The following is a 25,233-nucleotide window of genomic DNA, read 5'->3' on the forward strand; positions in this document are numbered from 1 at the left end:
TCAGACTGTAGACAAACACCGCTTTTAGGCCGAAAGGCTTAGAAGCGGTGTTTGGTTGAAAGTGAAGATTTTACGAATTTTAGATAAAACCAAAGAAAAAACAGGCACTGCCGGTGGAAGCATCCCTTGTTTTTTCTTCCACAGGGCCAGCTTTTTTAAATTTATGCATGCGAAAAGAAGCGTGAGGTAATGCCCGACTTTCCTCAAGCCTCGCAAATTAGTATAACGCATCCCATGCTTTTCTTTAGCGTCTGCAAAGACCCTTTCAATGGTCTCACCACGCATTTTGTATAGTTCTTTGCCCCATGGGGTGTGTCTGATATCTTCTGCTATTTCCATGTAATGTTCCCAGACATGACGGGTTACAACTTTTGTACAACTTTTGCTCAGGGTACACTGCATCCGCATGGGGCATTTAGAGCATATTTTCGGGTCACTCTTATATTCCCGGTATCCTGCCCGATTAGTAGTGCTGTATCTTAACACTTGGTTATTGGGACAAAGGTAGCAGTCATAGTACTCATCATAAACATAGTCCCGTTTTTTAAAGTAGCCATCCTTGGTCATTGGTCTCTTGTAGGGCATAACTGGGAGTTTGCCTGCCTCAATGATTTCTCTACATACACCAGGGGTTTTGTAGCCTGCGTCAACTACAACCGCCTCTATCTCAGGGAATTTCTCGCTGACTTCTTGAAATAAATCAGAGAATACCTGGCTGTCATGAATATTTCCGGGTGCTACTTTTACTCCAAGGATAAAATTATTCCGGTCACAGGCTACAGAAGCTGTATACGCAAAGCAACGCTCCTTTTCGCCTTTGTGGAACATTCCGCTTTCAGGGTCTGTGGTGCTTTCTTTAATTTCTTTTACACTATCTTTCTTGGGACTATCTCCATCTTTGTTGTTATCGTTGCTATCTTCAAAGGGCTTTTTTCCGTTTGCTTCCCGGTCAGCGTTTATTTCAATTAAAAGCTCCCGCTTATATTTGTGAGCCCGGTGTTGTGCCATTTTCTTGACATATTTATTCTTATTAGCACTGGCTTTTACATGGGTGGCATCGATAAATACTGCATCTGATTTAATAAAACCGTACTTTATGGCTTCCATTAATATATGGACAAAGATTTTTTCAAAAAGGTCGCTTTCTTTAAACCGCCTTTCGTAATTCTTTCCAAAAGTTGAAAAGTGTGGTATTTGCTCTTGTAAACCATATCCTAAAAACCAGCGGTATGCTACGTTTACTTCCACTTCCTTGATGGTTTGCCGCATCGACCGGATTCCATAGAGGGCTTGGAGCATAAGCAATTTAATTAGTACCACTGGGTCAATACTTGGTCTTCCGATATTTTCACTATATAGGTCTTTTACTTCATCATATATAAAATCAAAATCAATGCTTTCTTCTACAGCCCTTAAAAGATGATCTTTAGGTACTAAATCACTGATGCTTACAAATTCCACCTGGTTAGTTATTGCCCGATTTTTCTTCTTTAACATGTCAATCGCCCCACAATATTTTTTCTATTTCTATTTTACTGGAAAATTGTCCATCTTTGGGTCTTGACACAAAAAAAGACTGCCGACATTTACTTTGTCGACAGTCTGACAGGGCCAATGTTTCATTGGCCCTGTATTTTTTTATATACAAAATATTTGTATTTTTCAAAAGGAATTTGCCATTCTTTAAAGAAGAGGTAATGGGGTGATAAATATGGGGAAACTGTTGCTTATTCTGGTGGTCATTGGCATCATTGTTTTATCCAGATGGTCTATGCGGGGCAAATGGGATGATTAGAAATAAACAGATCAAAGACACTGTAAAACAGCAAAGGCCCGTACGGGCCTTTAAGACTGTTAAAGATTATTTACATTCAACATTGGTGATTAATAGGTTCCCTTCCTTGTCCCTGTTCAGAGTATAAACTCGTTCCTCAAAACGGGTCATGTCCTCATTACCCCATAGGGGTAATTTAACCTCCACCTTTGCCCCTGTACCGGTTAACTCGGTTACTGCCAACTCTTTGCTATAGAGCAGGGGTATTGATCCTTCACTGAAAAATCCTATATACTGTCCGTCTCGGGAACCGGCCGCCCAGAGGTTTTCAATAAAATGGGCGGACCAGTGCCGTCCCAACAGCATGATTAAATCATCCCTGGTTACAATTTTAGGAGATGGAGCAATATTATGTTGTGCCAGAAACTCCTGATTGTTATAATACTCCGCCCGCATCAGCTGTCTGTCGGCGGCCAGCAGGTGACGGATGACACCTTCCCTGGTCAGCTCCGGTTTGCTAAACAAAACCACCTGATCTGTACCCTTTGCGCGGAAATTTTGCAAGTCTAACAGTTTGGCAAGATCTTGTTCACTCAGGAAGGTCTTACCCATGATCAGTTGAGGAGCTGCTGTTAAGGACATTTCTTTACCATTCACCACCAGTTTGGGCTCCCACAGGCAGATTTCAATTTTATGATTCTTCTTTTGGGCCAGAACGATTCCTTCCTCCAAATTGCCGGACAGGGCATACCCTAACTCTTCAAACACCGGCCTGACAGGCACCATTAGACGTCCCTCAATAACAACAGGGTCTCCGTCGGATAACAGCTTACCGTCCAACTCCAGGGCGGCGCCTGCATAAACCGGCAGCAAGGGAACTGCCAGCAGCGCCAATGTCAGCAGCAACAGTATTTTTTTGTGCACAAAACCACCCCGCAAAATATAAGTTCTAGGTAAGATTTTATGCACACTAATTACCATTTATTACCACTTTTATTGTATATATATGTCTAATACTATGGCAGCCGCCCTGCATGCAAAAAGGAACCCTTATGCCTCCTGCCTATTGCCGGCAATTCAAGTTCAAGAACCGTCCCCGACTTGAATAGGCAAAATAAAAAACCAGCTCACTCTTTATCCGTGGCTGGTTTTATAAGGGATGTTTTCCAGCTTTAAAAGTTTTTCTTTCCAGGTCAGGCCGCTGCTAAAGCCCCCTAATTGCCGGTTACCGGCCAGGACCCGGTGACAGGGCACCACCAGCAGCCAGGGATTGGAGCCCACAGCGCCCCCCACCGCCCTAGCCCCCCCGGGGCAGCCGATTTGCCGGGCAATCTCGCCATAACTGATAACCTGACCGTAAGGAATCTCTTTAACCACTTTTAATACCCTTTGCTGAAAGGGGGTCAGCCTGGACCAGAGAAGGGGAAGATCAAAGGCAACGGGCTTTCCGGCAAAATAATCAACCAGCCCTTCTGCCAGGCGCTGCTGCAGCTCGTCTGTTTTCTCCAAAACTTCGTTGATCAATCTGTCCTGACGGATCTTTAAATAACCTGCCAGGGTCCCGATGGCCTCTTTCTCATTGTCATGGGGTAAGGTGACTCCTGCCAGCAGCCCCTTTTCCCAGGCTGCAGCCGAGCAGCCCCAAGGGGTATGGACAAGCTGAAGGTTCATTACGATCACCTCGCCTCCTGTATAGAATAGACCAGCGGTTCCGCTTTCCGCTGGGAGTTAATAAATAGATAAAGCCCGGCAAGAATAATACCGCCTCCTGCCAGCTGCAGGGGACTGGGAATTTCACCGAAAATGAAGCAGGCCAAAATGGTGGCCCCCACCGGTTCACCCAGGGTACTTACTGACACCACTGCTGCCTTCACATATTTAAGGGCCCAATTAAAAAGGGAGTGACCAAAAATGGTGGGGAAAACAGCTAAACAAACAAACCATACCCAGGTCATGGTCGGGTAAGGGTAGAAGGAGGAACCGTAAAATATGTTTAAAACAACCAGAACAATGGTTGCGGCCCCGTATACCAGAAAGGTATAGGGCAGCAAGGACATTCTGGCTCTTAAATTTCTGCCGATCAGAACATAACATGCAACAAAGACCGCTCCGGCAAAGGCCAGGAGATCGCCCCGGAGGGCCTGGCCGCCGATTTGAAAATCATTGATGCCGATGATCACACTGCCCGCAAGGGCCAGGGCCGCTCCCAGCAGCCCCACCTTGTTAATGCGCTCCCGGTAGAAAAAGTACCCGCCGGTGATAACAAAAAGCGGCTGCATGGCCACTAAAACCGTCGAGCTGGCCACAGATGTATAGTGAAGGGAACTGATCCAAACCGCAAAGTGCAGGGCCAGGAACACCCCGGATAAACAGGCAAAGGCTAAATCTTTTTTGCTGATGTTCCGTAATTCCCGGCGACCGGTAAAGTAGGTGGGGGCGGCGATGATCAAAACTGTAAAGCCCAGCCGGTAAGCAGCGATAATCAAAGGGGGCGCCTCGGCCAGCTTGGTAAAAATACTGGAAAACCCCACTGCCAGGACCCCGAGCAGGACCACAAGATACGGATTCATGATTGGCTGCTCCGAACGCTGCATGACAACACCCCACTTTCCTGATAAAATACTTTTCTTCAGAGGGTTAGTGATCTCCTGCATTTGCACCGGCATCCATTCAGGTATACAAAAACCCGGACTCCAAAGTCCGGGTGATGGTCTTTCGCTCCACTCTGTTATGATGCTTCACCGGTTATTTTAGAGATCGCTTCTCTGGCAAGTTGATGTACCTGTAGCGTAACAACCTGGTTTCCTTCGTACACCTCAACCTCAGTCCGGTCATCCAACAACTGCTCGAGACCCGGCAGGGCTTGCCCGGCGGCCGGACCAATTTGTCCCAGTGACCGGGCGGCATAGCCCCGCACCTCGGCCCTGGGGTGATGTAAGAACTCCAGCAATAAAGGTATAGACTCCTGCACCAGGTCAGGCCGCTTCTGACCGATCCTGCCCAGAGCCCAGGCAATGCCCCGATGGAAAATTTCCTCTTCAGAGGCATTGATCACAATGGGAACAAAGTCTTTAAATAACTCCGGGTTGCGGTAGATGATCTCGCCAATGGCCTCCGGGGCGCTCCAACCGGCAGTGCCGGATTCATCATTCATGGACCAGAGAAGCCGCCGGATGATCTCTCTCACAGCCTCGGGATCCTTTTGGACCAGGGCTTCGGCAACCCGGCCGAGCCCTTCGATGGCCTGCCACCGCTGAACCCCGTAGGGATGGTAGAAAAACCGGAACAAGAATTTGATGATCCCCTGGTTTTGCAGGGCCCGTTCAACCAACTCTTCATATCTGTTCTCGCTCAGTAAGCGATCTATTTCTTCCCGTAAGGACATACTTTTCACCCCTGTGGACCATATTGGGTGAGTCCATTGTATCACAGAACGGCTATTCTCCTTTACGTCACCGACATCGTTTTAATGGATTTGTAATATCCTCGTAACTTTATTGTGAGGTCTATGTTTTACATTTTATTAATAGACAACCACCCTCCTCTGTTCTGGGTTCCTGGCCAGGAACCTTTTTTCCTTTTCAACGTTTAAATCAACCACACACAGCTCAAGCACTTGGCAAAAATAAAATAATTATGTTATAATAGATAGCGTGTTTTTTGCGCGACTTTTTATTCCTTTAAGCAGGTTCATAATAAATCAAAAAGCTTTGGGAGGGATGTTTGTGTTGGACATATGGTTCACTGAAAACCATACCGAAGGGTACAAGGTCTCCTGGCGGATAGACAAAATCCTGCATAGCGAAAGGTCTCCTTACCAGGAAATCGCTGTAGTGGAATCACCGGATTTGGGGCGTGCCCTTCTACTGGATAACACGGTGCAAACCACCACCCGCTTTGAATTTATCTACCACGAAATGATTGCCCATGTGCCATTGATGCTCCACCCCCGGCCTCAACGGGTCATGGTCATCGGCGGCGGGGACGGCGGGACGGTTCGTGAAGTCCTAAAACACCCTGCAGTGGAAACCGTTGAACTGGTTGAAATAGACGAACGGGTCATCGAGGTCAGCAAGGAATGGCTGCCGCAAATCAGCTTTGCCCTGGACTCCGAAAAAGTTAACATCAAGATCGTGGACGGGTTGCAATACGTGAAACAGCATGCCTCCCGGTACGATGTCATCATCGTGGACTGCACCGATCCCGTTGGCCCGTCGTTGGAATTATTCACAAAGAATTTTTACCGGGATGTTTTTAATGCGTTAAAAGCCGACGGTATTATGGTCTCCCAAACCGGTTCCCCTACCTTTAGCTCCCATTTCACAGAAGCCGTCAAGGGGATCCAGGAGGTTTTTCCCCATAGCAGTCCTTACCTGACCTGCGAACCCACCTATATTGCCGGTTTTTGGTCCTTTACCATTGGTTCAAAGAAATATAAATTTGATAACATAAATTCGGACAGGATGGCCACCATAGAGACCCGGTATTATACCCCGGATATTCACCGGGCCGCCTTTGTACTTCCGAAATATATTGAACAAATGATCAAATAACACGGCGACCGGTACCTTCCGGTCGCCTTTTATTGGCTGTAAATTTAAGCTTTGCCTAGGTAAGCCCTTTTCACTTCATCGTTGGCGGCCAGCTCTTTGCCCGGCCCCTGCAGAACAATATTGCCGGTTTCCAACACATAACCGTAGTCGGCTACTTGCAGCGCTGCTGTGGCATTTTGTTCAATCAGTAAAATGGTCATGCCCTTGCTGTAAATATCTTTAATAATCCGGAACACCTCTTTCACCAGCAAAGGCGCCAGACCCAGGGAAGGTTCATCCATCATGAGCAGCGCAGGCCGGGACATCAGAGCCCTGCCGACGGCCAGCATTTGCTGTTCCCCGCCGGACAGGGTGCCGGCAGCCTGCCACTCCCTCTCCTTCAGGCGGGGAAACATCTCGTAGATCCTTTGAATATCCCTTTTGATCTCCTCTTTATCAGTTCTGGCATAGGCCCCCATGTTGAGGTTCTCCAGCACGGTCAGGTTGGCGAATATGCGCCGCCCTTCCGGTACCAGGGTGATACCCTTTTTTACGATCTCAGCGGTTTTGGTTCTGGTGATCTCCTCTCCCCGAAAGGTGATTTTCCCCCTGGCCACCGGCACAAGACCGCTGATGGCCCGCAGGGTGGTACTTTTACCGGCCCCGTTGGCCCCCACCAGGGTGACAATTTTATTTTCCGGCACTTCCAGGGTAATTCCCTTCAGCGCATGGATCCCACCGTAATACACATGCAAATCTTCTATTTTAAGCACTTTCATCCACCGCCCCAAGATAAGCTTCAATGACTTGCTGGTTGTTTTGAATTTCCGTTGGCGTGCCTTGGGCAATGGTTTCCCCGTGGTCCAGGACCACAATGTGCTCGCAAATGCCCATAACCACTTCCATATGGTGTTCAATCATTAAGACCGTTAAACCGAACTGCTCTCTGATCCTAGCAATGAATTCCATCAATTCCAAGGATTCCTGGGGATTCATGCCCGCTGCGGGTTCGTCCAGCAAAATCATTTTGGGCTGGGTTGCCAGTGCACGGGCAATTTCCAGGCGCCGCTGCTTGCCATAGGGAAGCGAAGTAGCCTTTTCATGGGCCACGTCCGCCAGTTGAACCTGCTCCAGCAAATCCATACACTCTTCTATATGCCGTTTGCGCGCCCGGGTATACCTGGGCAGACCCAGAATGGCTTCCAGGGGGGTAGCCTTCAGCCGCACGTGTTTGCTGAGCAACACATTCTCCAGAACACTCATGCTGGAAAAAAGGCGAATGTTTTGAAAGGTGCGGGCAATACCCAGTTCGGTAATTTGATTGGGTCTAAGACCTGTGATATCGTTGCCGTCAAAGGTGATTTTGCCGGAAGTGGGTTTGTAGACCCCGGTAATCATGTTAAAGGCTGTTGTTTTGCCGGCGCCGTTGGGGCCGATGAGACCGACGATCTGCCGGGGAGCAATGTTCAGGGCCAGGTTGGAAACCGCCTTTAAGCCCCCGAACTGCATGGTAATGTTATCAGTAACCAATATACTGTTTTGCCATGGATTAGCCATCTACCCCGACCCCCTTTTCCTTGCGGCGACCTACGCCCACTTTGTCCAGTACCCAGTCCCAATTGAATTCCCTGGTTCCCATCAGGCCCTGGCGGTAAAACAGGATGACCACCAGCAGCAACAGGGCAAAGATGACCATCCGCATCCCCGGAATGCCGGGAATTTGCAAACCAAACAAATTCATGGGTTGTTCCACAAATCGCAGCACTTCCATCATGACCGTCACCAAAACCCCGGCAATCACCGAACCGGTCAGGCTGCCCAGGCCTCCCAGGACGATGATCAGCAATATCTGGAAGGTAAATAAGAACCTGAACATGGTGGGGTCCACCGAGGTAATCAAATGGCCCATCAGGGCGCCTGCCAGGCCGGCAAAAAAGGCGCCAATGGTAAAGGACATCAGTTTGTGTTTAAAGATATCAATGCCCATGGCCTCGGCGGCAATTTCATTGTCCCGGATGGCTTTAAAGGCATAGCCCCAACTGCTGTTAATCAACTGTTTTAAGATCCAGATGGTGGCGATGGCAAAGCCCCAGTATACCCACAGGCTCTTGATGGGGGGAATATTTTTCAGTCCCAGGGAACCGTTGGTGATACTAATGGTGTTGGTCACGATAATCCGGATGATTTCTCCAAAGCCTAACGTGGCGATGGCCAGGTAATCATCCCGCAGGCGGAGGGCCGGAAAACCGATCAAGAAGCCAAAAAAGGCAGCTACCAGCCCGGCCGTTAAGATGGCGGGAAACACAGGCCAGTGAATCTTATCCAGGGGGGAGATGATGGGTTCCATAAAATAAATCATCTCTTTGCTCTCCGGCGACATGGTTAATATGGCCGAAACATAGGCTCCCACACACATGAACCCTGCATGTCCCAGGGAAAACATCCCGGTAAAACCCAGCACCAGGTTCATACTGGCCCCCAGGATCACAAAGATGGCCGCCAGGTTCAGCACCCTGGTACTAAATTTTCCTAAGTATTGCTCACCCCAAAAAAGCACAAGGCAGCTCAGCAACACCAAACCCAAGGTTAAAAATGTTTTTATTTTCTGTCTGTCCATGGCCTACACCTTCTCCACTACATTTTCACCCAGAATGCCGGTGGGTTTAAACAGCAAAATAAAGATCAGGATGACAAAGGCAAAGGCATCCCGATATCCTGAAAGCTCGGGCATAAAGGCCACCAGGAAGACTTCTCCCATGCCCAGGATGAAGCCGCCCAGCATGGCCCCGGGAATACTGCCGATGCCGCCCATGACCGCCGCAATAAAGCACTTCAGACCGGGAAAAACGCCCATCAGCGGGTCGATCTGGGGGTACTGCAGACTCCACATGATGCCGCCCACGGCAGCCAGGCTGGAACCTACCACAAAGGTGGCGCTGACCACTTTATTCACATCAACAGCCATCAGGCTGGCGGTTTCGAAATCTCGGGAAACGGCCCGCATGGCTGTACCTATCTTGGTTTTGTTAACCATATAGGTAACCGCCACCAGCAGAATAACGGTAATCAGCGGGATGATGATGGTTAAGGACAGGAAGGAAATATCACCGATATTGATATTCCATACAATATCTTCGGGACGGGGGAAGGATTTGGGACGGGCGCCAATGGCCACAATGCCCAGGTTTTCTAACAAAAAAGAAACGCCAATGGCAGAAATGAGGACGGAAATTCTCGGCGCATCCCGCAGGGGCCGGTAGGCAACCTTTTCAATGCTGACCCCCAGGATCGCGGTAACCACAATGGCAATCAGAAAGCTCAACCACCAGGGTAGAGTAAAAACCAGGATGCCGTAAAAGGCCACATAGGCCGCCACCATTAAAAGGTCGGCATGGGCAAAGTTTATTAATCGCAGGATACCGTAAACCATGGTATAGCCAATGGCAATCAGTGCATACAGGCTGCCCAAAGAAATGCCATTGGCCAGATTTTGCAGAAATATTTCTCCTGTCATGTTATAACTCCTTCCAAACACACAACATAATACCGACTCCCCCCCTGCAGGCAGGAGGGGAGTCGTGGGACATTGATTGTAACTTGATTACTTAGGCTCAACCTTGCCTTCGTAGGCAAATTTACCGTCAACAACTTTCTTGATGATGGCAGTCTTGGTGGCATCACCGTTGGCATCCAAGGTAATGATACCGGTAGCGCCCTGGAAGTCCTTGGTGGCGGCAAGGGCGTCACGGATCGCTTGGGGATCGGCGGAACCGGCTCTCTTAATGGCATCCAGGGCCAGAATATAGGCATCAAAGCCAAGGGCGCCGAAAGCATTCACTTGTTTGCCGGGGTAAGCCTTTTTGTACTCTTCCATAAATTTGGTGGACATCTCGGTTACCGGGTGATCGGCATCAAAGTGGGTGCTGAAGTAAATGTCTTTGGTGTTTTTCACACGGCTTAAGAATTCTTCAGCTTCCCAGGTGTCGCCGCCCAGAATGGGAACAGTAATGCCCAGTTCACGGGCCTTCTCTACCAAAATACCGCACTCCAGGAAGTTACCGGGAGCAAAGATAACATCAGGGTTCTTAGCCTTAACGGTGGTTAACTGGGAAGAGAAGTCCTTGTCACCGGTGTTGTAGTTCACCTTGGCTACGATAGCGTTTTCGTTGTTGGTTAACTTCTTGAAGGCCTTTTCAAAGTAGTTGCTCAGGCCAACGGAATAGTCCTGCTGGACATCCTGAATGATGGCAGCGGTCTTGGCGCCGAGCTTTTCAACTGCATAGTTGGCCATCACAGTACCCTGGAAGGGATCAATAAAGCAAACGCGGAAGTAGTAATCGTTGCCCAGGGTTACTGCGGGGTTGGTGGGAGAGCAGCCGATTACCGGTATTCCGGCCTCCTTCGCAATGGGGCCGCCGGCCATGGAAAGGGAACTGCCGTAACTACCGATAATGACGTTTACCTTATCCTTACTTACCAATCTCTCAACGGCATTGGCTGCTTCCTGCTTTTCGCTCTTGTTGTCTACGATCACCAATTCAACTTTCTTGCCGTTGACTTCAGGGAACAACTGGTTAGCCAGTTTGATACCTTCAACGGTCATTTCGCCGCCGGCAGCATTGGTACCGGTCAGGGGTTCAAAAACACCGATTTTAATTACATCGGATGCGGAATCTTTGGCAGCTTCTTTCTTTTCTGCGCCGCCACCGCCACAACCTGCCAGGGCCATTGCCGCCACCAGCAGAAGGGCGATCAATGTGAAATACTTCTTCTTAAACATGGTTCCTCCGTTAACCTCCCCAAAATTATGTAAGAGACCCATATCCTTCAGCTTGTCCTCTCACGGTGGATATAAATCTCTAAACCGTATACTATTATTTTTTGTACAAAGAATCAATCTAACATTTGGCCACAGGAACACCTTTTGGCCAAGTTTTATCAATTATCTGTTAATATTTGTACCACAGAGTATTATTTGATGGACATATGTCATTTGACAGTGAACAACTTGTTTAATCCTTTAGTCAACAAAAGAGCAGTATTATATTTGTAATATTCTGTTAATTGATTGCTTTATTTCGCTCCGCCGGGGCAATCCTTAAAAAAACTTGAAGCATAACTTTGCCTTCCGGTAAAGTTATGCTTCAAGTACAGGTATTATTTTCCCAAACCAAAAATTTTACCAATGCCGTTTACCAAACCAAAACTCAGCTTTTTCTTGTCGCCTTTAACCTTTTTACCGATTTTATTATGATCCCGGGCCAGTTTAACAACAGCCCACTTGGTGTCCTTGATTTCTTCACTCAGTTTTTCCAATTTCTTACCTACAGCTTCCAATTTTTCCTGGGTCCCTTTGTTGGCCTCTGTGATATGATTGATATCAGGTAGCATTTCTTTAATTTCATTAACAACCTTTGCGGTATCTTCATTTACTTTAGGTATGGAAAGCAGCGCGTCCACCACTTTCTCCATTTTAGAGGACATATCCCTTAAGGTCTCCAGGTGTTCAATGGCCATGGTATTGTATTTAAGAGCGTTCCTGTCCGCCTGTTCTTCCAAATGCCGGAGAAACTTTTGTTCAAAATTATTTAAGGTATTGATCAGCGTATTTATCAGCCCCACTGCGGTATCTTCCTGAATCTTCAGCACAATTTCTTTGCCGGGTTCACTGTCGGAGACCTCCGGGGCTTTACTTCCAGCCGTTGATTTAACCAAGCTCAATCTCCTCTTGGGATGGTTTTCCTCAAGATCTTCCTGGTTTTTCTTTTCTTTGGCAGCGGCTATTTCTTGTTTGGCCATTTCTTCCCCCCTGCGCTCGGCATCCAGGGCATCTTTAATAGCCAATAACTCCTCTAATCTAAGCAAATATGTGGGGCCGCCGGGGCCTTTTCTATCCAGTTCCACATTTTTAAACAATCCCTGGCTAAACCACTTACTGATCGTACTGATTGGCACCCCTAACAGTTCGGCTCCTTCTGAAAATGTGACTTTTTTTCCCACTATAGGCACCCCTTCTTATGTTTGTCTTGTTAAATTATACCAGTAAAATATTAACAATTGTAGCATTTTATTCCGACACCAACTGCGACAGGATGCCACTATACGGGGTAAAGCCAGGGATTTCCGCCCGGTTCTTCGGAGGTTTTACAAAAAGGTCAAATAAAAACCGCCCTGGCGGCGGTTTTTATTTTAAAGTAGGGTCATTATTACATTTCGGTTACGGTGTAGCATTCATTGGGGCAGGTGGCCACACAGGTTTCGCAGCCCATGCACTCTTCGGGTTCGCCGGTAATATCAGCTTTACCGTCATCCAGCATACCAAGGATACCAGCGGGGCAAGCATCTGCACAGGCGCCGCAGCCGTCACACTTATCTCTGTCGATAGATACTACATACATAGGTTGAGTTCCTCCCTTTAATTTTTTATAACTGGTTAGACACCAGTTGGGTTAATTTTATTATGCTTGAACCTCAGACCAGTTTCAATATAAAAATTTAATTTTTTAACAGAATTAACATCCCTATCCTGCTGTTTTTCTTGAGTATACTTCAAAAACTATAGCGAATAATAAAAAAAAGAATTGAGGTAATAGGGATTGGTCAGCTTTTTTGATAAACTGACAGGCAAAGAAAAAAACCGGAAGGCAAGCCCGCCGAGGAAAAAATGAAAAAAATGCTGCCACCGGTAGAAATGCTGCAAAAGAATTTCGGCCTTAATCTCATCAGCGGCGACCCCAGGGCAGACCTGGCCAGGATGTTGGGAGAAACAAAATAACAGACGGAGGTGGCCCCCGCCGCCTCTTTTTTGTTCGCCTATGCTTGATATTCTTTCTTTAAACGTGATAAGCTAACCCTTAGCGGAAATTTTTGTTTAAGGAGCATATTATGGTAAGGTCTATTGAACTCATTGCTACCGCCACCTTTGGTTTGGAATCGGTGGTGGCCCATGAAGTAAAAAAATTGGGATACGATGTCACCGTGGACAATGGCAAAGTGACCTTCTTCGGCGATGAAATGGCCATTTGTAAAACCAATCTCTGGCTTCGCTCGGCGGACCGGGTCCTGGTGAAAATGGGCCAGTTTAAAGCCACCACCTTTGAGGAATTGTTCCAGCAAACCAGGGCTCTGCCCTGGCCCGATTGGCTGCCGGAAGACGCCAATTTCCCGGTGGAAGGTAAGTCTGTAAAATCCCAACTGCACAGTGTCCCGGACTGCCAGGCCATTGTAAAAAAGGCTGTGGTTGAAAAAATGAAACAAGCCTATAAAAAAGAATGGTTTGCCGAAACCGGTCCCCGTTACACCATCGAAGTGGCTTTATTAAAGGACATTGCCACCCTGACCATTGACACCAGCGGGGTTGGCCTGCACAAAAGGGGCTACCGTAAGTTGTCCAGCCAGGCGCCTCTAAAAGAAACCCTGGCGGCGGGCCTCCTCTCCATTGCCCGCTGGTACCCGGACCGCCCTTTATTGGATCCCTTTTGCGGTTCCGGCACCATTCCCATTGAGGCTGCTTTAATCGGGCACAACATCGCCCCGGGCATCGGGCGGAATTTCGCAGCGGAGGCCTGGCCCGTCATCCCCAGGGAGTTATGGGTCAAGGCCAGAAAAGAAGCGCTGGAACAAGAAAACCGGGATGTCAAGTTACGCATCTATGGCACGGACATTGATGATGAGGTCTTAAGCCTGGCCCGCTACCACGCCAGGCAGGCCGGCGTTGAGGATTCGATCCATTTCCAGCGGGTCCCGGTAGCCAGGGTTCGCAGCAAGCAGAAGTACGGTTTTATTATTACCAATCCCCCCTACGGTCAAAGGCTTGGCGAAATGCCGGAGGTAGAAAAACTTACCCGGGAATTGGGTGAAACCTACAGTACGTTGGATACCTGGTCCTGCTTTGTGATCTCCTCCTTTGAAAAGTTTGAGCGTTTCTTTGGCCGGAAAGCCGATAAAAAACGAAAACTTTATAACGGTAGGATGGAATGCCAGTACTATCAGTATTTTGGCCCCCGTCCACCCAGACCTCAAAGACCGGAAGAACCTCCGGTCCAAGAAAACATTGATTGAACAAATATACACCAGAAAAGCAGAGTCTTACTGTAAGGTAAGCTCTGCTTTTTACTGTGACTAAAATCACAGCCCCTTGATGACAACAGTCACATCCTGCCTCCTTTTATTTCGGTATGATTACACCAGAAAACAAAACACGGCAAACTAGCCGGAAATATAAAAGGAGGAATTTACAGTATGTTTTGCTACCAGTGTGAACAAACCCCCAAAGGCGGTTGCACCAAAATCGGTGTTTGCGGCAAGGACGAAAACATTGCCAGCTTACAGGATACCATAATTTTCGGTCTCAAGGGTGTGGCTGCATATGCTTACCACGCCAGGGAACTGGGCTACACCGACCCGGAAGTCAACAAAATTATGGAAGAGGCCCTTTTCTCTACCTTAACCAACGTAAACTTTAACCTGGATGAAACCATTAAAATGGCTTTAAAAGTAGGAACTGCCACTGTCAAAGTAATGGAGCTTTTAGACAAAGCCCACCTTGATACCCTGGGTGTTCCCACCCCTGTTACCGTTACCAACGACAAAGTAGAGGGCAAATGCATTCTGGTAACCGGTCATGACCTGCTTGCCTTGAAGGAACTGCTCAAACAAACCGAAGGCAAAGGCATTAATGTCTACACCCACTCCGAAATGTTGCCTGCCCATGGATATCCCGAACTGAAAAAGTTCAAGCACCTGAAGGGTAATGTAGGTAAAGCCTGGTATGACCAGAGACAGGTGTTTGAGGCTTTCCCCGGCGCCATTCTGGCCACCACCAACTGCGTCATGCCCATCAGAAAAGATGCCACCTACGCTGACCGCATGTTCTGCTACGGCATCACCGGTCTGGAAGGCGTACAAATGATTGAAGGTTTGGATTTTACTCCCGTCATTGAAAAGGCTCTTTCTCTGCCCGGCGCTCCTGCGGACGGTCTATGGAAGAAGATTGTCAACAAATTAAACGGTTCTTCCGAGGAAGTGCAAACCTTTACCACCGGTTTTCACCACCTGAACGTGCTGCCTCTGGCTCCCCAGATCATTGAAGCTGTGAAAGCCGGTAAAATCAGACGCTTCTTTGTGATCGCCGGTTGTGATTCTCCCACCAAAGGCAGAGATTACTATCGCGAACTGGCTCTGGCCATTCCGAAGGATTGCATCATTCTTACCACATCCTGCGGTAAGTTCCGTTTCAATGACATCGACTTCGGCACCATCGAAGGAACCGGTATCCCCCGTTTCATCGACCTGGGCCAGTGCAACAACTCCGGTTCTGCAGTAAAAATTGCCTTGGCGCTGGCTGAAGCCTTCAACTGCGGCGTCAACGACCTGCCCTTAAGCATCGTACTATCCTGGTTCGAACAAAAGGCTGTTGCCATCCTGTTAGGTCTCTTCAGCCTGGGTATTAAGAACATCTATATTGGTCCCAAGGCTCCCGAATTCCTCACTCCCGGTGTGGTTGAAGTGCTGCAAAAGACTTTCAACCTGCAACTGATCAGCGGCGATGCCAAAGCCGACCTGGCTAAAATGCTGGGTTAATATGTAGATCTGAAACAGGTTACCCTCACACCTCCGTTCATATAAAAAGGCTTTAGCCCATGTGGCTAAAGCCTTTTTTTTTACTTTCGATAAAAGAAGAGGCTTGGCTTCCGCCCGCCTGTGCCCCCCATGGGTGCTTGTCCCTGAGAGTACGCCAAGGCATGGCGGTTACAGCAGGGGTCTCTGTTCACTATTTCACCGCCTGTTCAGGTGTAAGAAGAGATTTGATCTTTTCGGCAAAGGCTTCACCATAGGCCACACATTCCTTTAATTCGTCAGCTGTGGGATCCCAGTGAATCTTTTTGCTTTCCTGAATAATTTCAAAGCTGGATTCCTTAAGCCATTCTTCAATGATCTTCACAGGCTCCCCGCTCCAGCCATAGGAACCAAAGGAAGCTGTTACTGTTTTCTAGCCCTCTGGCCATAGCCAGGGCCATTTTCTTACTGGCCCCCACATGGTGTCGTATAAGATCGTTACGGAGCTTTCGTGATAGTTGCTGGCCCATTGCTCATATTTTTCAACAATCTGCATAGGGTTGTCCCGCCAAATAATGCCATGGCTGGGAGCAATCATATGTTCAATAATTGTTCATCGAAAAGGAAATATCCGGACTTTGGGTTTTAAAAAAGTACTCCCTACCAGGTTCAATCAACTCGGTGTCCGTGGCGTTAATTGTCCAATTACAGTAGTTGTCCACACAAAATTACCCGACCTCCTGCCAGTATTCAACGCTACGACTGCCTCTTCATTAGAACGAGCTGCCATCAGGCAGCCCGTTCCTGTTATTATAAAGTTTTAATCTCTTGCCTCATTATGTCTTCCACTTCTGCTCTGGCAGGCAGGGTAGATATTGCGCCTTTTTTCGTATGGAACTATTTATTCTAAAATCATCACGGATTCAGGAATAGATTAAAAGCATCATCAAATAATGAATAAATTACCGGAATCAGCACCAAAGTTAACAATGTTCCGGTCAGAATCCCCCCAATAACTGTGGTGGCAAGAGGTGAAAAACGTTCGGAACCCAGGGCCCACTCGGCGGCTAAGGGAAACATGCCTGCCACGTTAGACATGGCGGTCATCATGATAGGCCTGAACCTTATTTTTACTGATTCGGTTATAGCGGTACCCCTGTCCATACCCGTTTCTCTGGCCTTCCTGATATAGTCAATTAGCACAATACCGTTTCTCACCACGGTACCCACCAGCAGGATTACGCCAAGAAAAGCTGACATCGATACCGACTTACCCGTTAGCATAAGAGCCAAAGCTACGCCGATAAAAACCATTGGTATGGTGAACATGATGGTTACCGGGTGCAGGAAGGAGCGGAACTGGGCCACCAGCAGCAGGTATACGCCGATAACGGCCATAACCAGGGATTTTCCTAAATCCCCGGCAGATTCCTTCAGGTCGGCGTTTTCTCCCACGATCTGCACACTGTAACCTTCGGGTATTTCCATGCCGTCCAATTCCTTTTGAATGTCCTTAATCACATGGCTAAAGGGCCGGTCCAGAGTGTAGCCGTAAATATTGATCGTTCTCTGGAGGTTTTCCCCGGTCACCACATTGGGCCCCTTGCTTGTTTCCACTGTGGCTACAGCCCTTAGGGGTATACTAATACCCATGGGAGAGGTAATATTTACCGATAACAGATCTCCAAGTGACTGCCTGTCCTGCTCCCGGTAGCGTACTTTGATATCTGAATTTTTTGCGTAAACTACCTGTAATTCAGACGCCTTCATACCCTCCAGACCGGCAAAAACCTCTTGAGCTACATTGGCCGGGTATAAGCCCAAACGGGTAGCCCTTTCTTCATGAACGACAACATTTATTTCCGGAGTATTTAAAGACCAACTTTTATATAGATTTACCGCGCCGGGTATCCCCTTAACTTTTTCCATTACCTGTTCTGCTAAATGATTTAATATTTCGCTGTCTTCACCTGATATTTTGATATCAATGGGCGCCACGGTGGTGGATTTAGCAGTACCCCCGGTTTCTTTGATGACAAAGGTTTCTATATCTGGTATCTTTTCTATTTCAGCCCGCAGCCTGTCCTCAATCTGCCAGATCGTTTCCTGGCGTTCCTTTCTGCTGTTCAGAGTAACGGAGACAAAAGCCTGGGAAACGCCCATGGCCCCGTTGTCCCCCAGGTAGTGCCCGCCCGGTTCGTAACCGATTTGGGTACTATAGCTGGTGACGTTTTTCTCTTTATTCAACAGTTCTTCCACATGTCCCACCACCTCCGAGGTTTTCTCCAGGGAAGTGCCCGGAAATGTTTGTATGGATATAAAGAAAGTACCGGCATCCATTTTAGGCAGTACCTCCATACCGACGATACCCAGTAACCTGAGGCTTAAAATAAAAATTCCCGCGGCCACCAGCACCGTAATAAAACGTGCTTTCATGGCTATACCCAAAATCCTTACATAAAAATCCCTTAATTTATCTACAACCCGGGTAAAGGGGGAAATGACCATGGCAACAACCCTTTCCCCTCTTTCCCACCGTTTTCCACCCAGCAGAAAAGTTAACAGAGGAATGATGGTCAGGGAAACCAGCAATGAGGAGATCATGGCAAAGATCAACGTCATAGCCATGGGGCCGAAAACCCTACCCACGAACCCGGTGACAAAAAGAAGGGGTATCAACACAATAATAATGGTGGACGTCCCGGCCACATTGGCCAACATAATTTCATTGGTCCCGTCAATGGCGGCACTTTTAATGTCCTTACCCAGGTCATGGCAGTGCCTCATGATGTTTTCCACCACCACAATGGCATCGTCCACCACAATACCCACACTGAGAATAAGGGCTGACAGGGTGATGAGGTTAAGGGACATTCCTGCTGCCAACATCATGCCCAAGGTACACAGCAGGGACAGGGGCATGGACAAAGCCACAACAATGGATTCATTAATGGTAACCAAAAAGAGAAGTACGATCAAAGCGGTTAAGATTAAAGCATCCCTGGTGGTTTCAGACATATTGTCCACCACCTGTTTGGTAAAAATGGAGTCATCCTCGGCCACGGCAAAGGTAACATCCGGATAGTCCTTTTTCATTTCCTCCAGTTTATCCTTGACCCGGTCTATCACCTCAACCGTATTGGCATCATCCTTTTTCAGTATCTGGATGGCGATGGAATGCTCTCCTTTCAGACGATAGGCACTTCTGTTCTCCACCGTACCGTCCTGAATGGTAGCCACGTCCCTGAGGTAAACCGGCTTACCGCCACGGTTATCAATAATCAAGTCCCCCAGCGCAGCAGGATCCCCGGTCTCCTGGGTGAATCTTACGGTGTATTCCTTTTCACTCTGGATTAAATTACCACCGGGGTCAGTGATGTTGGTATTTTTTATGGCCCCCACTACCTTCTCCAGGGGGATGTTGAAAGATGCCAGTCTTGACCTATCCAGCAGCACGTTTACCTGCCGTTTATGCCCACCAATAACATCCACCGCCGCTACACCCTGGGTCAACTGCAGCCGGTCCTTTATTTCGTTATCGGCTAATCTCCTGATTTCAGTCAACTCTTTACCTTTACCGGAAAGCCCCAGGGTTAATACCGGCCTGTTAGAAGAACTGAATTTCATTACTTGGGGTTCGGCAATTCCTGTGGGAAGATCTTTTCTTATCCTGGCTATGGCATTTTGCACGTCCACAGCAGCCTCGTCCACATCTTTACCGTAATGGAATTCTATTTTAACGATGGACAAGCCGTTCTGTGACGAGGACTTAATGGTTTTTGCCCCGTCAATGGTAGTAAATTCCTCCTCCAGGGGTTGACTGAGGTTTTTCGCTACGTCAGCCGGCGACGCACCGGGGTAAGCGGTAATAACATTGACCAGAGGCGGGGCTGTCTCCGGAAACAGTTCTTCCTTCATATTCTCTTTGGCATATAAGCCAAAGATGATGACAGCCAGTACCAGCGCAAAGATGGTGTATTTATGTTTAATAGAAAAAGCCGGCCAGTTCACTTGGCGCCACCCTCCCTCTTAAAAACGTAGACCTCTTTACCGTCCGTAACCTTGCTCAGATTAGAGGTTATGATCTCTTCATCTTCGTTAATGCCCTCCAGGATTTCTATCATATTATCGCTTTTAATACCTATAGTGACAGGTTTCTTCACAGCCCTGCCATCCTTTACCAGGTAGACATAGGACCCTGCCTTCGTTACCTCAACTGCTCCGGTGGGAACCACCAGGGTCTTCTCCTTGTTTCCAGTTAAAAAGCTGACATCCACACTGGTTCCCGGTTTTAACACTACTTCTGGTACGGGGACTTCAACGATGGTGGTGCGGGCCTGGGGTTCTGCCGATGGAAATATTTTGGCAACCTTTGACTTTAAGTTTTTAGGCAGTAGAGGTGATGCCAGGACTACCTCCATGTTTTCCTTGATCATTTCAAGATCGGTTTCCGTTACCCGGACCTGAACCTTTAACCGGCTGGTATCGGAAAGAGTCAAAATAGGTTTCCCTGGCGAGGCCATATCACCCAATTGGCTCTGCAGGGAATTTACGATTCCGTCAAAGGGGGCCTTTATGTAAGCATTCTCTAAAGCCACTTCCACTTCCCGCAAGGCGAATTTGGCTTCCTCTAATTGGCTGGCCGCTATATCACGTTGTAATTTGTATTGCAGGTAATTTTGTTCGGATATGGCTTGCGCCTGAAAGAGTTGTTGGTACTTGCTAAGTTGCTGGTCAAGAAACCGGTAGTTTAATTCTGCGGTATTTACCCGCTGGCGCAACGTGTTAATTTTACCCGTGTATTCGCTGTCATCAATTACAGCCAGAATATCTCCCTTTTTGACCCTATCTCCTTCCTTGACAGGCAAACTGGTTATGCTCCCCATTATCTTGGCCGAAATAACCGAATCATTGTTGGAAACCACCGTTCCTGTGTAAGAAATACCGGCAGAAATAGGCCCCATTTTTACCTGGGCAGTTTCCACCGGTACTTTTTTTACCGGGGGAACACGGGTTCCCCGATCCCCTTTAAATTTCATAATTAAAAGACCGGCCGTTGCAAGGACTGTAATCCCAATAACAGTAAATACTAAAATTCTTTTGTTTTTTGCGATCATTTTCTTCAACCTCCCTAGGAAAGTTAGTACTCACTTACTTTATAGCAAAAAAATATTCTATACCAGTGTTCGAATGAAATAATTAAAAATTTTATCCGCACGATCAGTAAGACACCAGGCATGACCCGATATAGACCACTTAAAAACATTTACTTGAACAAGTCCCAGGAAAGCCTCTGTAGCCAATTCAGGATCACAATCTCTGTTAAATAAACCTTTTTCCCTGCCTTCCACGATGACATTATGAATTATTTGACTATAGCTCTTAACGTGTTCGGCCAAAATTCCTTTTAAATTTTGATCAGCCAGATGAAGTTGTTCCGAAAAAATGACCTTCGGTACTCCGGGGTACTGAGTAAAAAAGCTAAATATGTTATACAATATCTGTTTAAGCTTTTCGTCTGCTGTAATTTCCTTACTAATAATGTTTTGAGCCAATGTCAGCAGAGAAGTTCTAATAAAAAACAACACTTCCTGTAAAATTTCTGCTTTACTGCTAAAATGTTTAAAAACGGCACCTTCAGATATCCCTACCCGGTTAGCTATTTCCGCTGTGGTAATGTTGCCAAAACCTCTTTCAGAAACAATATCCAGGGTAGCAATAATAATTTGTCTTTTCCTTTCAACTGAACTAAGTCTTTGGGCCATGTTTACACCCCCCTAGTAAGTGTGTACTTACTTAGTAAGTATAAGCAATCATTCCTTCTTTTGCAATACGTATTAAAGCGCCCCATACTGACCAACGGGGAAATTTTTATGATGTTTTTAGTTCGATTTTGTTCTACCTAAAATACAATACTGTTTCATTTTCTGACATATTAAAAGGCCCAAGGTTATAATTGCGGACTTTACTTGTCTGCAATACTTAATTCAAAAATGCAACAAGGCCCACACCCAAAGGACTGTGGGCCTAAAAATTACTCTGGCGGCGACCTACTCTCCCAGGGGCGTGAGCCCCAAGTACCATCGGCCCTGGAGAGCTTAACTGCTGTGTTCGGGATGGGAACAGGTGTACCCCCTCCGGTATCGCCACCAGAAATCTTATGCTTTTTGGTAATTCTTTCGGGTCGGCCTTTGGCCATTAGCCGTTGGCTTTTTGGTCTTCCCTTTAGCAAACTTTTTGTGTTCCCTCAAAACTGAACAGCTTTTGAGTAACAGCGTCATATATCTTCTAACCTGGCCAATAGCTAATGGCTAAAGGCAATTTTACTCCCGTCATTGAAAAGGCTCTTTCTCTGCCCGGCGCTCCTGCGGACGGTCTTCTGAAATAGGTTACCCTCACACCTCCGTTCATATAAAAAGGCTTTAGCCCATGTGGCTAAAGCCTTTTCTTTTTGGTGAGTTATTCCATTTCCGTAAAGGCATCTTTGCCTAAACCGCACACCGGGCAAACCCAGTCCTCCGGCAGGTCTGCAAAAGGGGTTCCGGGGGGAATGTCTCCTTCTCCTTTGGCTGGGTCATAGATGTACCCGCAAACACACTCATACTTGGACATAGTATCTCTCCTCCCTTATATTTGGAAACAATTTGGCAGGGCCTTTTTGCTATCCCTTACCATAATTTCCATTTTTATGGTAATGCTTACACCCCATAGGACATATTTCATACATGTAGTCCCGGAGCTCCAGCAGGTGCCTTTGCTCGCTCTCAATTAAATGGCTTAAAATGTTTTTTGCTTCCTCGGAAACACAACGGTTCATAAACTCATGATACAAAAGGATACCGTCTTTCTTAGCCTCAATACCAATTCCAAAGGCTTCCCTGTTCCTTCATTTTTTATAATACCGGACACTTTTTTCACTGTTGGCGGCAGCCAGTTCCACTATGGTTGAAAGATTCAGGCATTGCCTGGTCATGATTTCACCGCCTGTTCAGGTGTAATAAAGGTTTTTATCTTTTCGGCAAAGGTTTCACCATAGGCCACACATTCCCTTAATTCGTCGGCCGTGGGATCCCAGTTAATTTTCTTGCTTTCTTGAATTATGTCAAAGCCGGATTCCTTGAGCCATTCTTCGATGATCTTAACGGATTCGCCGCTCCAGCCATAGGAACCAAAGGAAGCAGCCACCTTTTGTTTAAACTTGAGACCTTTGATCATTTCCAATACCGCCGCCATGGAAGATAGGATGCCGTTGTTGATAGTTGAACTGCCAACGATAATTCCTTTGGATCTGAATACTTCCGTTATGATATCGTTCTTGTCATACTTGGCTGTGTTAATGACCCTGGCCGGAACACCTTTATTCTCCAGCCCCCTAGCTATGGCCAGGGCCATTTTTTTGGTGGCCCCCCACATGGTGTCGTATAAAATGGTCACCGAACCTTCATGATAGTTACCGGCCCATTGTTCATACTTCTCGATAATCTGCATGGGGTTGTCCCGCCAGATGATGCCGTGGCTGGGGGCAATCATATCAATGGGCAGGTTCAGGGACCTGAGTTCCTTAATCTTGGCCAACACCAGTTTATTAAAGGGCGTAATAATATTGGCATAATATTTTAACGCCTCATAATACAACTCACCCTGATCCACCTGGTCATTAAAATAATGCGGGGAAACATAGTGCTGTCCGAAGGGGTCATTGGAAAGCAAAACATTGGCCCCCTGCACATAGGTCATCATGGTATCCGGCCAGTGCAGCATGGGAGCCTCCACAAAGACCAGCTTGTACTGTCCCAACTCCACGCTGTCCCCGGTTTTTACCACCTGAAAGTTCCAATCTTTATGGAAATGTTTTTTTATCATCTCGGCGCCCTTTTTGGTGCAATAAATGGGAGTGTCGGGAATTTTCTCCATTAAATAGAGAAGACTTCCGGCATGGTCTACCTCGCAATGGTTGATAACAATTAAGTCAATTTTGTCCAGTCCGAATAACCGGTCCAGGTCTTCTACAAAACCTTCATGATAGGGTGTCCAGACCGTATCAACCAGCGCCAACTTTTCATCTTTAATTAGATAGGAGTTATACGTTGAGCCGCGGTGAGTTGAATATTCGTCTCCATGAAACTTCTTTAATTCCCAGTCTTTATAACCAACCCAATAGATCTTGTCCTTAATTTCAAACATTTTACCCACCTCACACATGTTTTTTCGCATAAAATTTTTCTATAGCATTCCCACTAGCATTCCCACGCCGCCCAAACTTATCAGTTAATTTTTTTACATCTTTATAACCATTCCTTTCTTGAGGCACAAAACGTCATGAAAGAATTTCTTTCAGACTTCTACCTGCATGTACTATAACAAGATTTCATTACAAAAGTCTTATCAAATTCTAAAATTAGTGTATATAATTGATATTGTCCTGGATATGACGTTTAACCTGTGATCAGCCTCACAGGTTACGCCGGTTGACAAATAGTAGAATACAAAGGGAGGTGTTTTAGATGGAAAAGGCCAAATCCATTGAGAGTTCCGGCGATTCATCTTTATCTCAGGCATTTGTGTCATATGTCAGGAAAATGCGCGGCGGTAATTGCCCCGTTTTGCAACCGGTCAACACGGCAAGTCATTTCTTTACTGCCATAGGGAGTTTTTTAGGTATTGGTTTTATTTCTATGTTAAATACCTTTTACCATATTCCGCTGCTGGTACCCTCTCTGGGCGCATCTGCCGTCCTTTTATTCGCTGTATGTCATGTACCCATGGCCCAGCCCCGCAACGTCATAGGCGGTCATATGGTTTCCGCCGCTGCCGGTGTCCTGGTGTATCAACTGCTGGGAAACCAGTGGTGGACCATCGCCCTGGCTGTCACATTGGCCATCTTTTTTATGAACCTGACGCACACCCTGCACCCGCCCGGCGGCGCCACAGCCTTTGTGGCGGTATATACCGGTCAGGGTTTTAGCTATATCTTTTCTCCTGTGGGGTTGGGATCTTTTCTTTTGGTCCTCGCAGCCGTATTGATAAACAATTGTTCTTCTAAAAGAAAATACCCCGAGTACTGGTTTTAATATACATAACCCCACGGCTAGATAACCGTGGGGTTACTCTTTGGCGAGTTGTGCTCCTATGCAAAATATAACTTGCTCTTCCACTAAATAAGTTATAAATTTGGTATCTGGTACCTAACTTATTCCGGATAAACAATACAAAAACCTGCAGCATAATTGCCACAGGTTTTTTAAACTTATTCTGGCGGCGACCTACTCTCCCAGGGGCGTGAGCCCCAAGTACCATCGGCCCTGGAGGGCTTAACTGCTGTGTTCGGGATGGGAACAGGTGTACCCCCTCCGGTATCGCCACCAGAAA

The 25,233-nt window shown here is 47.1% G+C and carries 22 protein-coding genes and 2 rRNA genes; 4 read left to right on the forward strand and 20 right to left on the reverse strand.

What is annotated here, in order from left to right; all coding sequences use genetic code 11:
* Positions 1–24 precede the first annotated feature (24 nt).
* The 5 genes from BUB67_RS14220 to BUB67_RS14240 all read right to left on the reverse strand — a co-directional run bounded on the left by BUB67_RS14220 (position 25) and on the right by BUB67_RS14240 (position 5,159).
* Positions 25–1,497 carry an IS1182 family transposase gene (locus BUB67_RS14220; RefSeq protein WP_143157045.1) on the reverse strand — a complete coding sequence of 491 codons (1,473 nt, stop codon included), beginning with the start codon at positions 1,495–1,497 and terminating at the stop codon, positions 25–27.
* Positions 1,498–1,861: 364 nt separating this feature from the next.
* Positions 1,862–2,698 carry a copper amine oxidase N-terminal domain-containing protein gene (locus tag BUB67_RS14225; protein WP_159431851.1) on the reverse strand — a complete coding sequence of 279 codons (837 nt, stop codon included), beginning with the start codon at positions 2,696–2,698 and terminating at the stop codon, positions 1,862–1,864.
* Between the two features lie 210 nt (positions 2,699–2,908).
* Positions 2,909–3,445 carry a methylated-DNA--[protein]-cysteine S-methyltransferase gene (locus BUB67_RS14230; protein WP_073240081.1) on the reverse strand — a complete coding sequence of 179 codons (537 nt, stop codon included), beginning with the start codon at positions 3,443–3,445 and terminating at the stop codon, positions 2,909–2,911.
* 5 nt (positions 3,446–3,450) lie between these two features.
* The gene (locus BUB67_RS14235; protein ID WP_073240082.1) at positions 3,451–4,368 is read right to left on the reverse strand and encodes a DMT family transporter; all 918 of its coding nucleotides are present in this window, start codon (positions 4,366–4,368) and stop codon (positions 3,451–3,453) included.
* 134 nt (positions 4,369–4,502) lie between these two features.
* Positions 4,503–5,159, reverse strand: a complete 657-nt coding sequence (locus BUB67_RS14240; RefSeq protein WP_073240066.1) for a DVU0298 family protein — start codon at positions 5,157–5,159, stop codon at positions 4,503–4,505.
* Positions 5,160–5,493: 334 nt separating this feature from the next.
* Here BUB67_RS14240 and speE point away from each other — a divergent pair, with 334 nt between their 5' ends.
* On the forward strand, positions 5,494–6,327 hold the full coding sequence (gene speE, locus BUB67_RS14245; protein ID WP_464287309.1) for a polyamine aminopropyltransferase: 834 nt from the start codon (positions 5,494–5,496) through the stop codon (positions 6,325–6,327).
* 44 nt (positions 6,328–6,371) lie between these two features.
* Here speE and BUB67_RS14250 read toward each other — a convergent pair whose 3' ends face one another.
* The 7 genes from BUB67_RS14250 to BUB67_RS14280 form a co-directional block, all read right to left on the reverse strand.
* Positions 6,372–7,079 carry an ABC transporter ATP-binding protein gene (locus BUB67_RS14250; RefSeq protein ID WP_073240067.1) on the reverse strand — a complete coding sequence of 236 codons (708 nt, stop codon included), beginning with the start codon at positions 7,077–7,079 and terminating at the stop codon, positions 6,372–6,374.
* A complete protein-coding gene (locus BUB67_RS14255; protein ID WP_073240068.1) occupies positions 7,072–7,863 on the reverse strand; it encodes an ABC transporter ATP-binding protein in 792 nt (263 codons plus the stop codon). Before BUB67_RS14255 ends, BUB67_RS14250 begins: the two co-directional genes overlap by 8 nt.
* Positions 7,856–8,923 carry a branched-chain amino acid ABC transporter permease gene (locus tag BUB67_RS14260; protein ID WP_073240069.1) on the reverse strand — a complete coding sequence of 356 codons (1,068 nt, stop codon included), beginning with the start codon at positions 8,921–8,923 and terminating at the stop codon, positions 7,856–7,858. The genes BUB67_RS14255 and BUB67_RS14260 overlap by 8 nt, the downstream gene beginning before the upstream one ends.
* Positions 8,924–8,926: 3 nt before the next feature.
* Entirely contained in the window at positions 8,927–9,820 is an 894-nt protein-coding gene (locus tag BUB67_RS14265) for a branched-chain amino acid ABC transporter permease (RefSeq protein ID WP_073240070.1), read from the reverse strand.
* Positions 9,821–9,907: 87 nt separating this feature from the next.
* A complete protein-coding gene (locus BUB67_RS14270) occupies positions 9,908–11,086 on the reverse strand; it encodes an ABC transporter substrate-binding protein (RefSeq protein WP_073240071.1) in 1,179 nt (392 codons plus the stop codon).
* 377 nt (positions 11,087–11,463) lie between these two features.
* On the reverse strand, positions 11,464–12,306 hold the full coding sequence (locus tag BUB67_RS14275; protein ID WP_073240072.1) for a hypothetical protein: 843 nt from the start codon (positions 12,304–12,306) through the stop codon (positions 11,464–11,466).
* Between the two features lie 206 nt (positions 12,307–12,512).
* Positions 12,513–12,704, reverse strand: a complete 192-nt coding sequence (locus tag BUB67_RS14280; RefSeq protein ID WP_008411354.1) for a 4Fe-4S binding protein — start codon at positions 12,702–12,704, stop codon at positions 12,513–12,515.
* 487 nt (positions 12,705–13,191) lie between these two features.
* On the opposite strand from BUB67_RS14280, the gene BUB67_RS14285 reads away from it, so the two are divergent.
* A complete protein-coding gene (locus BUB67_RS14285) occupies positions 13,192–14,367 on the forward strand; it encodes a THUMP domain-containing class I SAM-dependent RNA methyltransferase (RefSeq protein ID WP_073240073.1) in 1,176 nt (391 codons plus the stop codon).
* 180 nt (positions 14,368–14,547) lie between these two features.
* On the forward strand, positions 14,548–15,888 hold the full coding sequence (hcp, locus tag BUB67_RS14290) for a hydroxylamine reductase (RefSeq protein WP_073240074.1): 1,341 nt from the start codon (positions 14,548–14,550) through the stop codon (positions 15,886–15,888).
* Between the two features lie 190 nt (positions 15,889–16,078).
* Here hcp and BUB67_RS16995 read toward each other — a convergent pair whose 3' ends face one another.
* The 7 genes from BUB67_RS16995 to BUB67_RS14320 all read right to left on the reverse strand — a co-directional run bounded on the left by BUB67_RS16995 (position 16,079) and on the right by BUB67_RS14320 (position 24,048).
* Positions 16,079–16,249, reverse strand: coding sequence for a hypothetical protein (locus BUB67_RS16995; protein ID WP_238457069.1), 171 nt, complete (start codon positions 16,247–16,249; stop codon positions 16,079–16,081).
* A 530-nt stretch (positions 16,250–16,779) separates the two neighbouring features.
* Positions 16,780–19,875 carry an efflux RND transporter permease subunit gene (locus tag BUB67_RS14295; protein WP_073240075.1) on the reverse strand — a complete coding sequence of 1,032 codons (3,096 nt, stop codon included), beginning with the start codon at positions 19,873–19,875 and terminating at the stop codon, positions 16,780–16,782.
* Positions 19,872–20,981 (reverse strand): efflux RND transporter periplasmic adaptor subunit, encoded by a 1,110-nt coding sequence (locus BUB67_RS14300; protein WP_073240076.1) that lies wholly within the window; start codon positions 20,979–20,981, stop codon positions 19,872–19,874. Before BUB67_RS14300 ends, BUB67_RS14295 begins: the two co-directional genes overlap by 4 nt.
* Positions 20,982–21,038: 57 nt before the next feature.
* On the reverse strand, positions 21,039–21,629 hold the full coding sequence (locus BUB67_RS14305) for a TetR/AcrR family transcriptional regulator (protein WP_073240077.1): 591 nt from the start codon (positions 21,627–21,629) through the stop codon (positions 21,039–21,041).
* Positions 21,630–21,901: 272 nt separating this feature from the next.
* Positions 21,902–22,018: ribosomal RNA gene (gene rrf / locus BUB67_RS14310) — 5S ribosomal RNA — on the reverse strand.
* A 305-nt stretch (positions 22,019–22,323) separates the two neighbouring features.
* Positions 22,324–22,476, reverse strand: coding sequence for a rubredoxin (locus BUB67_RS14315; RefSeq protein ID WP_073240078.1), 153 nt, complete (start codon positions 22,474–22,476; stop codon positions 22,324–22,326).
* Positions 22,477–22,833: 357 nt separating this feature from the next.
* Entirely contained in the window at positions 22,834–24,048 is a 1,215-nt protein-coding gene (locus BUB67_RS14320) for an anaerobic nitric oxide reductase flavorubredoxin (RefSeq protein ID WP_073240079.1), read from the reverse strand.
* Between the two features lie 320 nt (positions 24,049–24,368).
* On the opposite strand from BUB67_RS14320, the gene BUB67_RS14325 reads away from it, so the two are divergent.
* The gene (locus tag BUB67_RS14325) at positions 24,369–24,935 is read left to right on the forward strand and encodes an HPP family protein (protein ID WP_073240080.1); all 567 of its coding nucleotides are present in this window, start codon (positions 24,369–24,371) and stop codon (positions 24,933–24,935) included.
* Positions 24,936–25,114: 179 nt separating this feature from the next.
* On the opposite strand, the gene rrf (BUB67_RS14330) is transcribed toward BUB67_RS14325, so the two are convergent.
* Positions 25,115–25,231: ribosomal RNA gene (gene rrf / locus BUB67_RS14330) — 5S ribosomal RNA — on the reverse strand.
* Between the last annotated feature and the right edge of the window lie 2 nt (positions 25,232–25,233).

Source organism: Desulforamulus putei DSM 12395 (genome assembly GCF_900129195.1).
Taxonomy (GTDB): Bacteria; Bacillota; Desulfotomaculia; order Desulfotomaculales; family Desulfotomaculaceae; genus Desulfotomaculum; species Desulfotomaculum putei.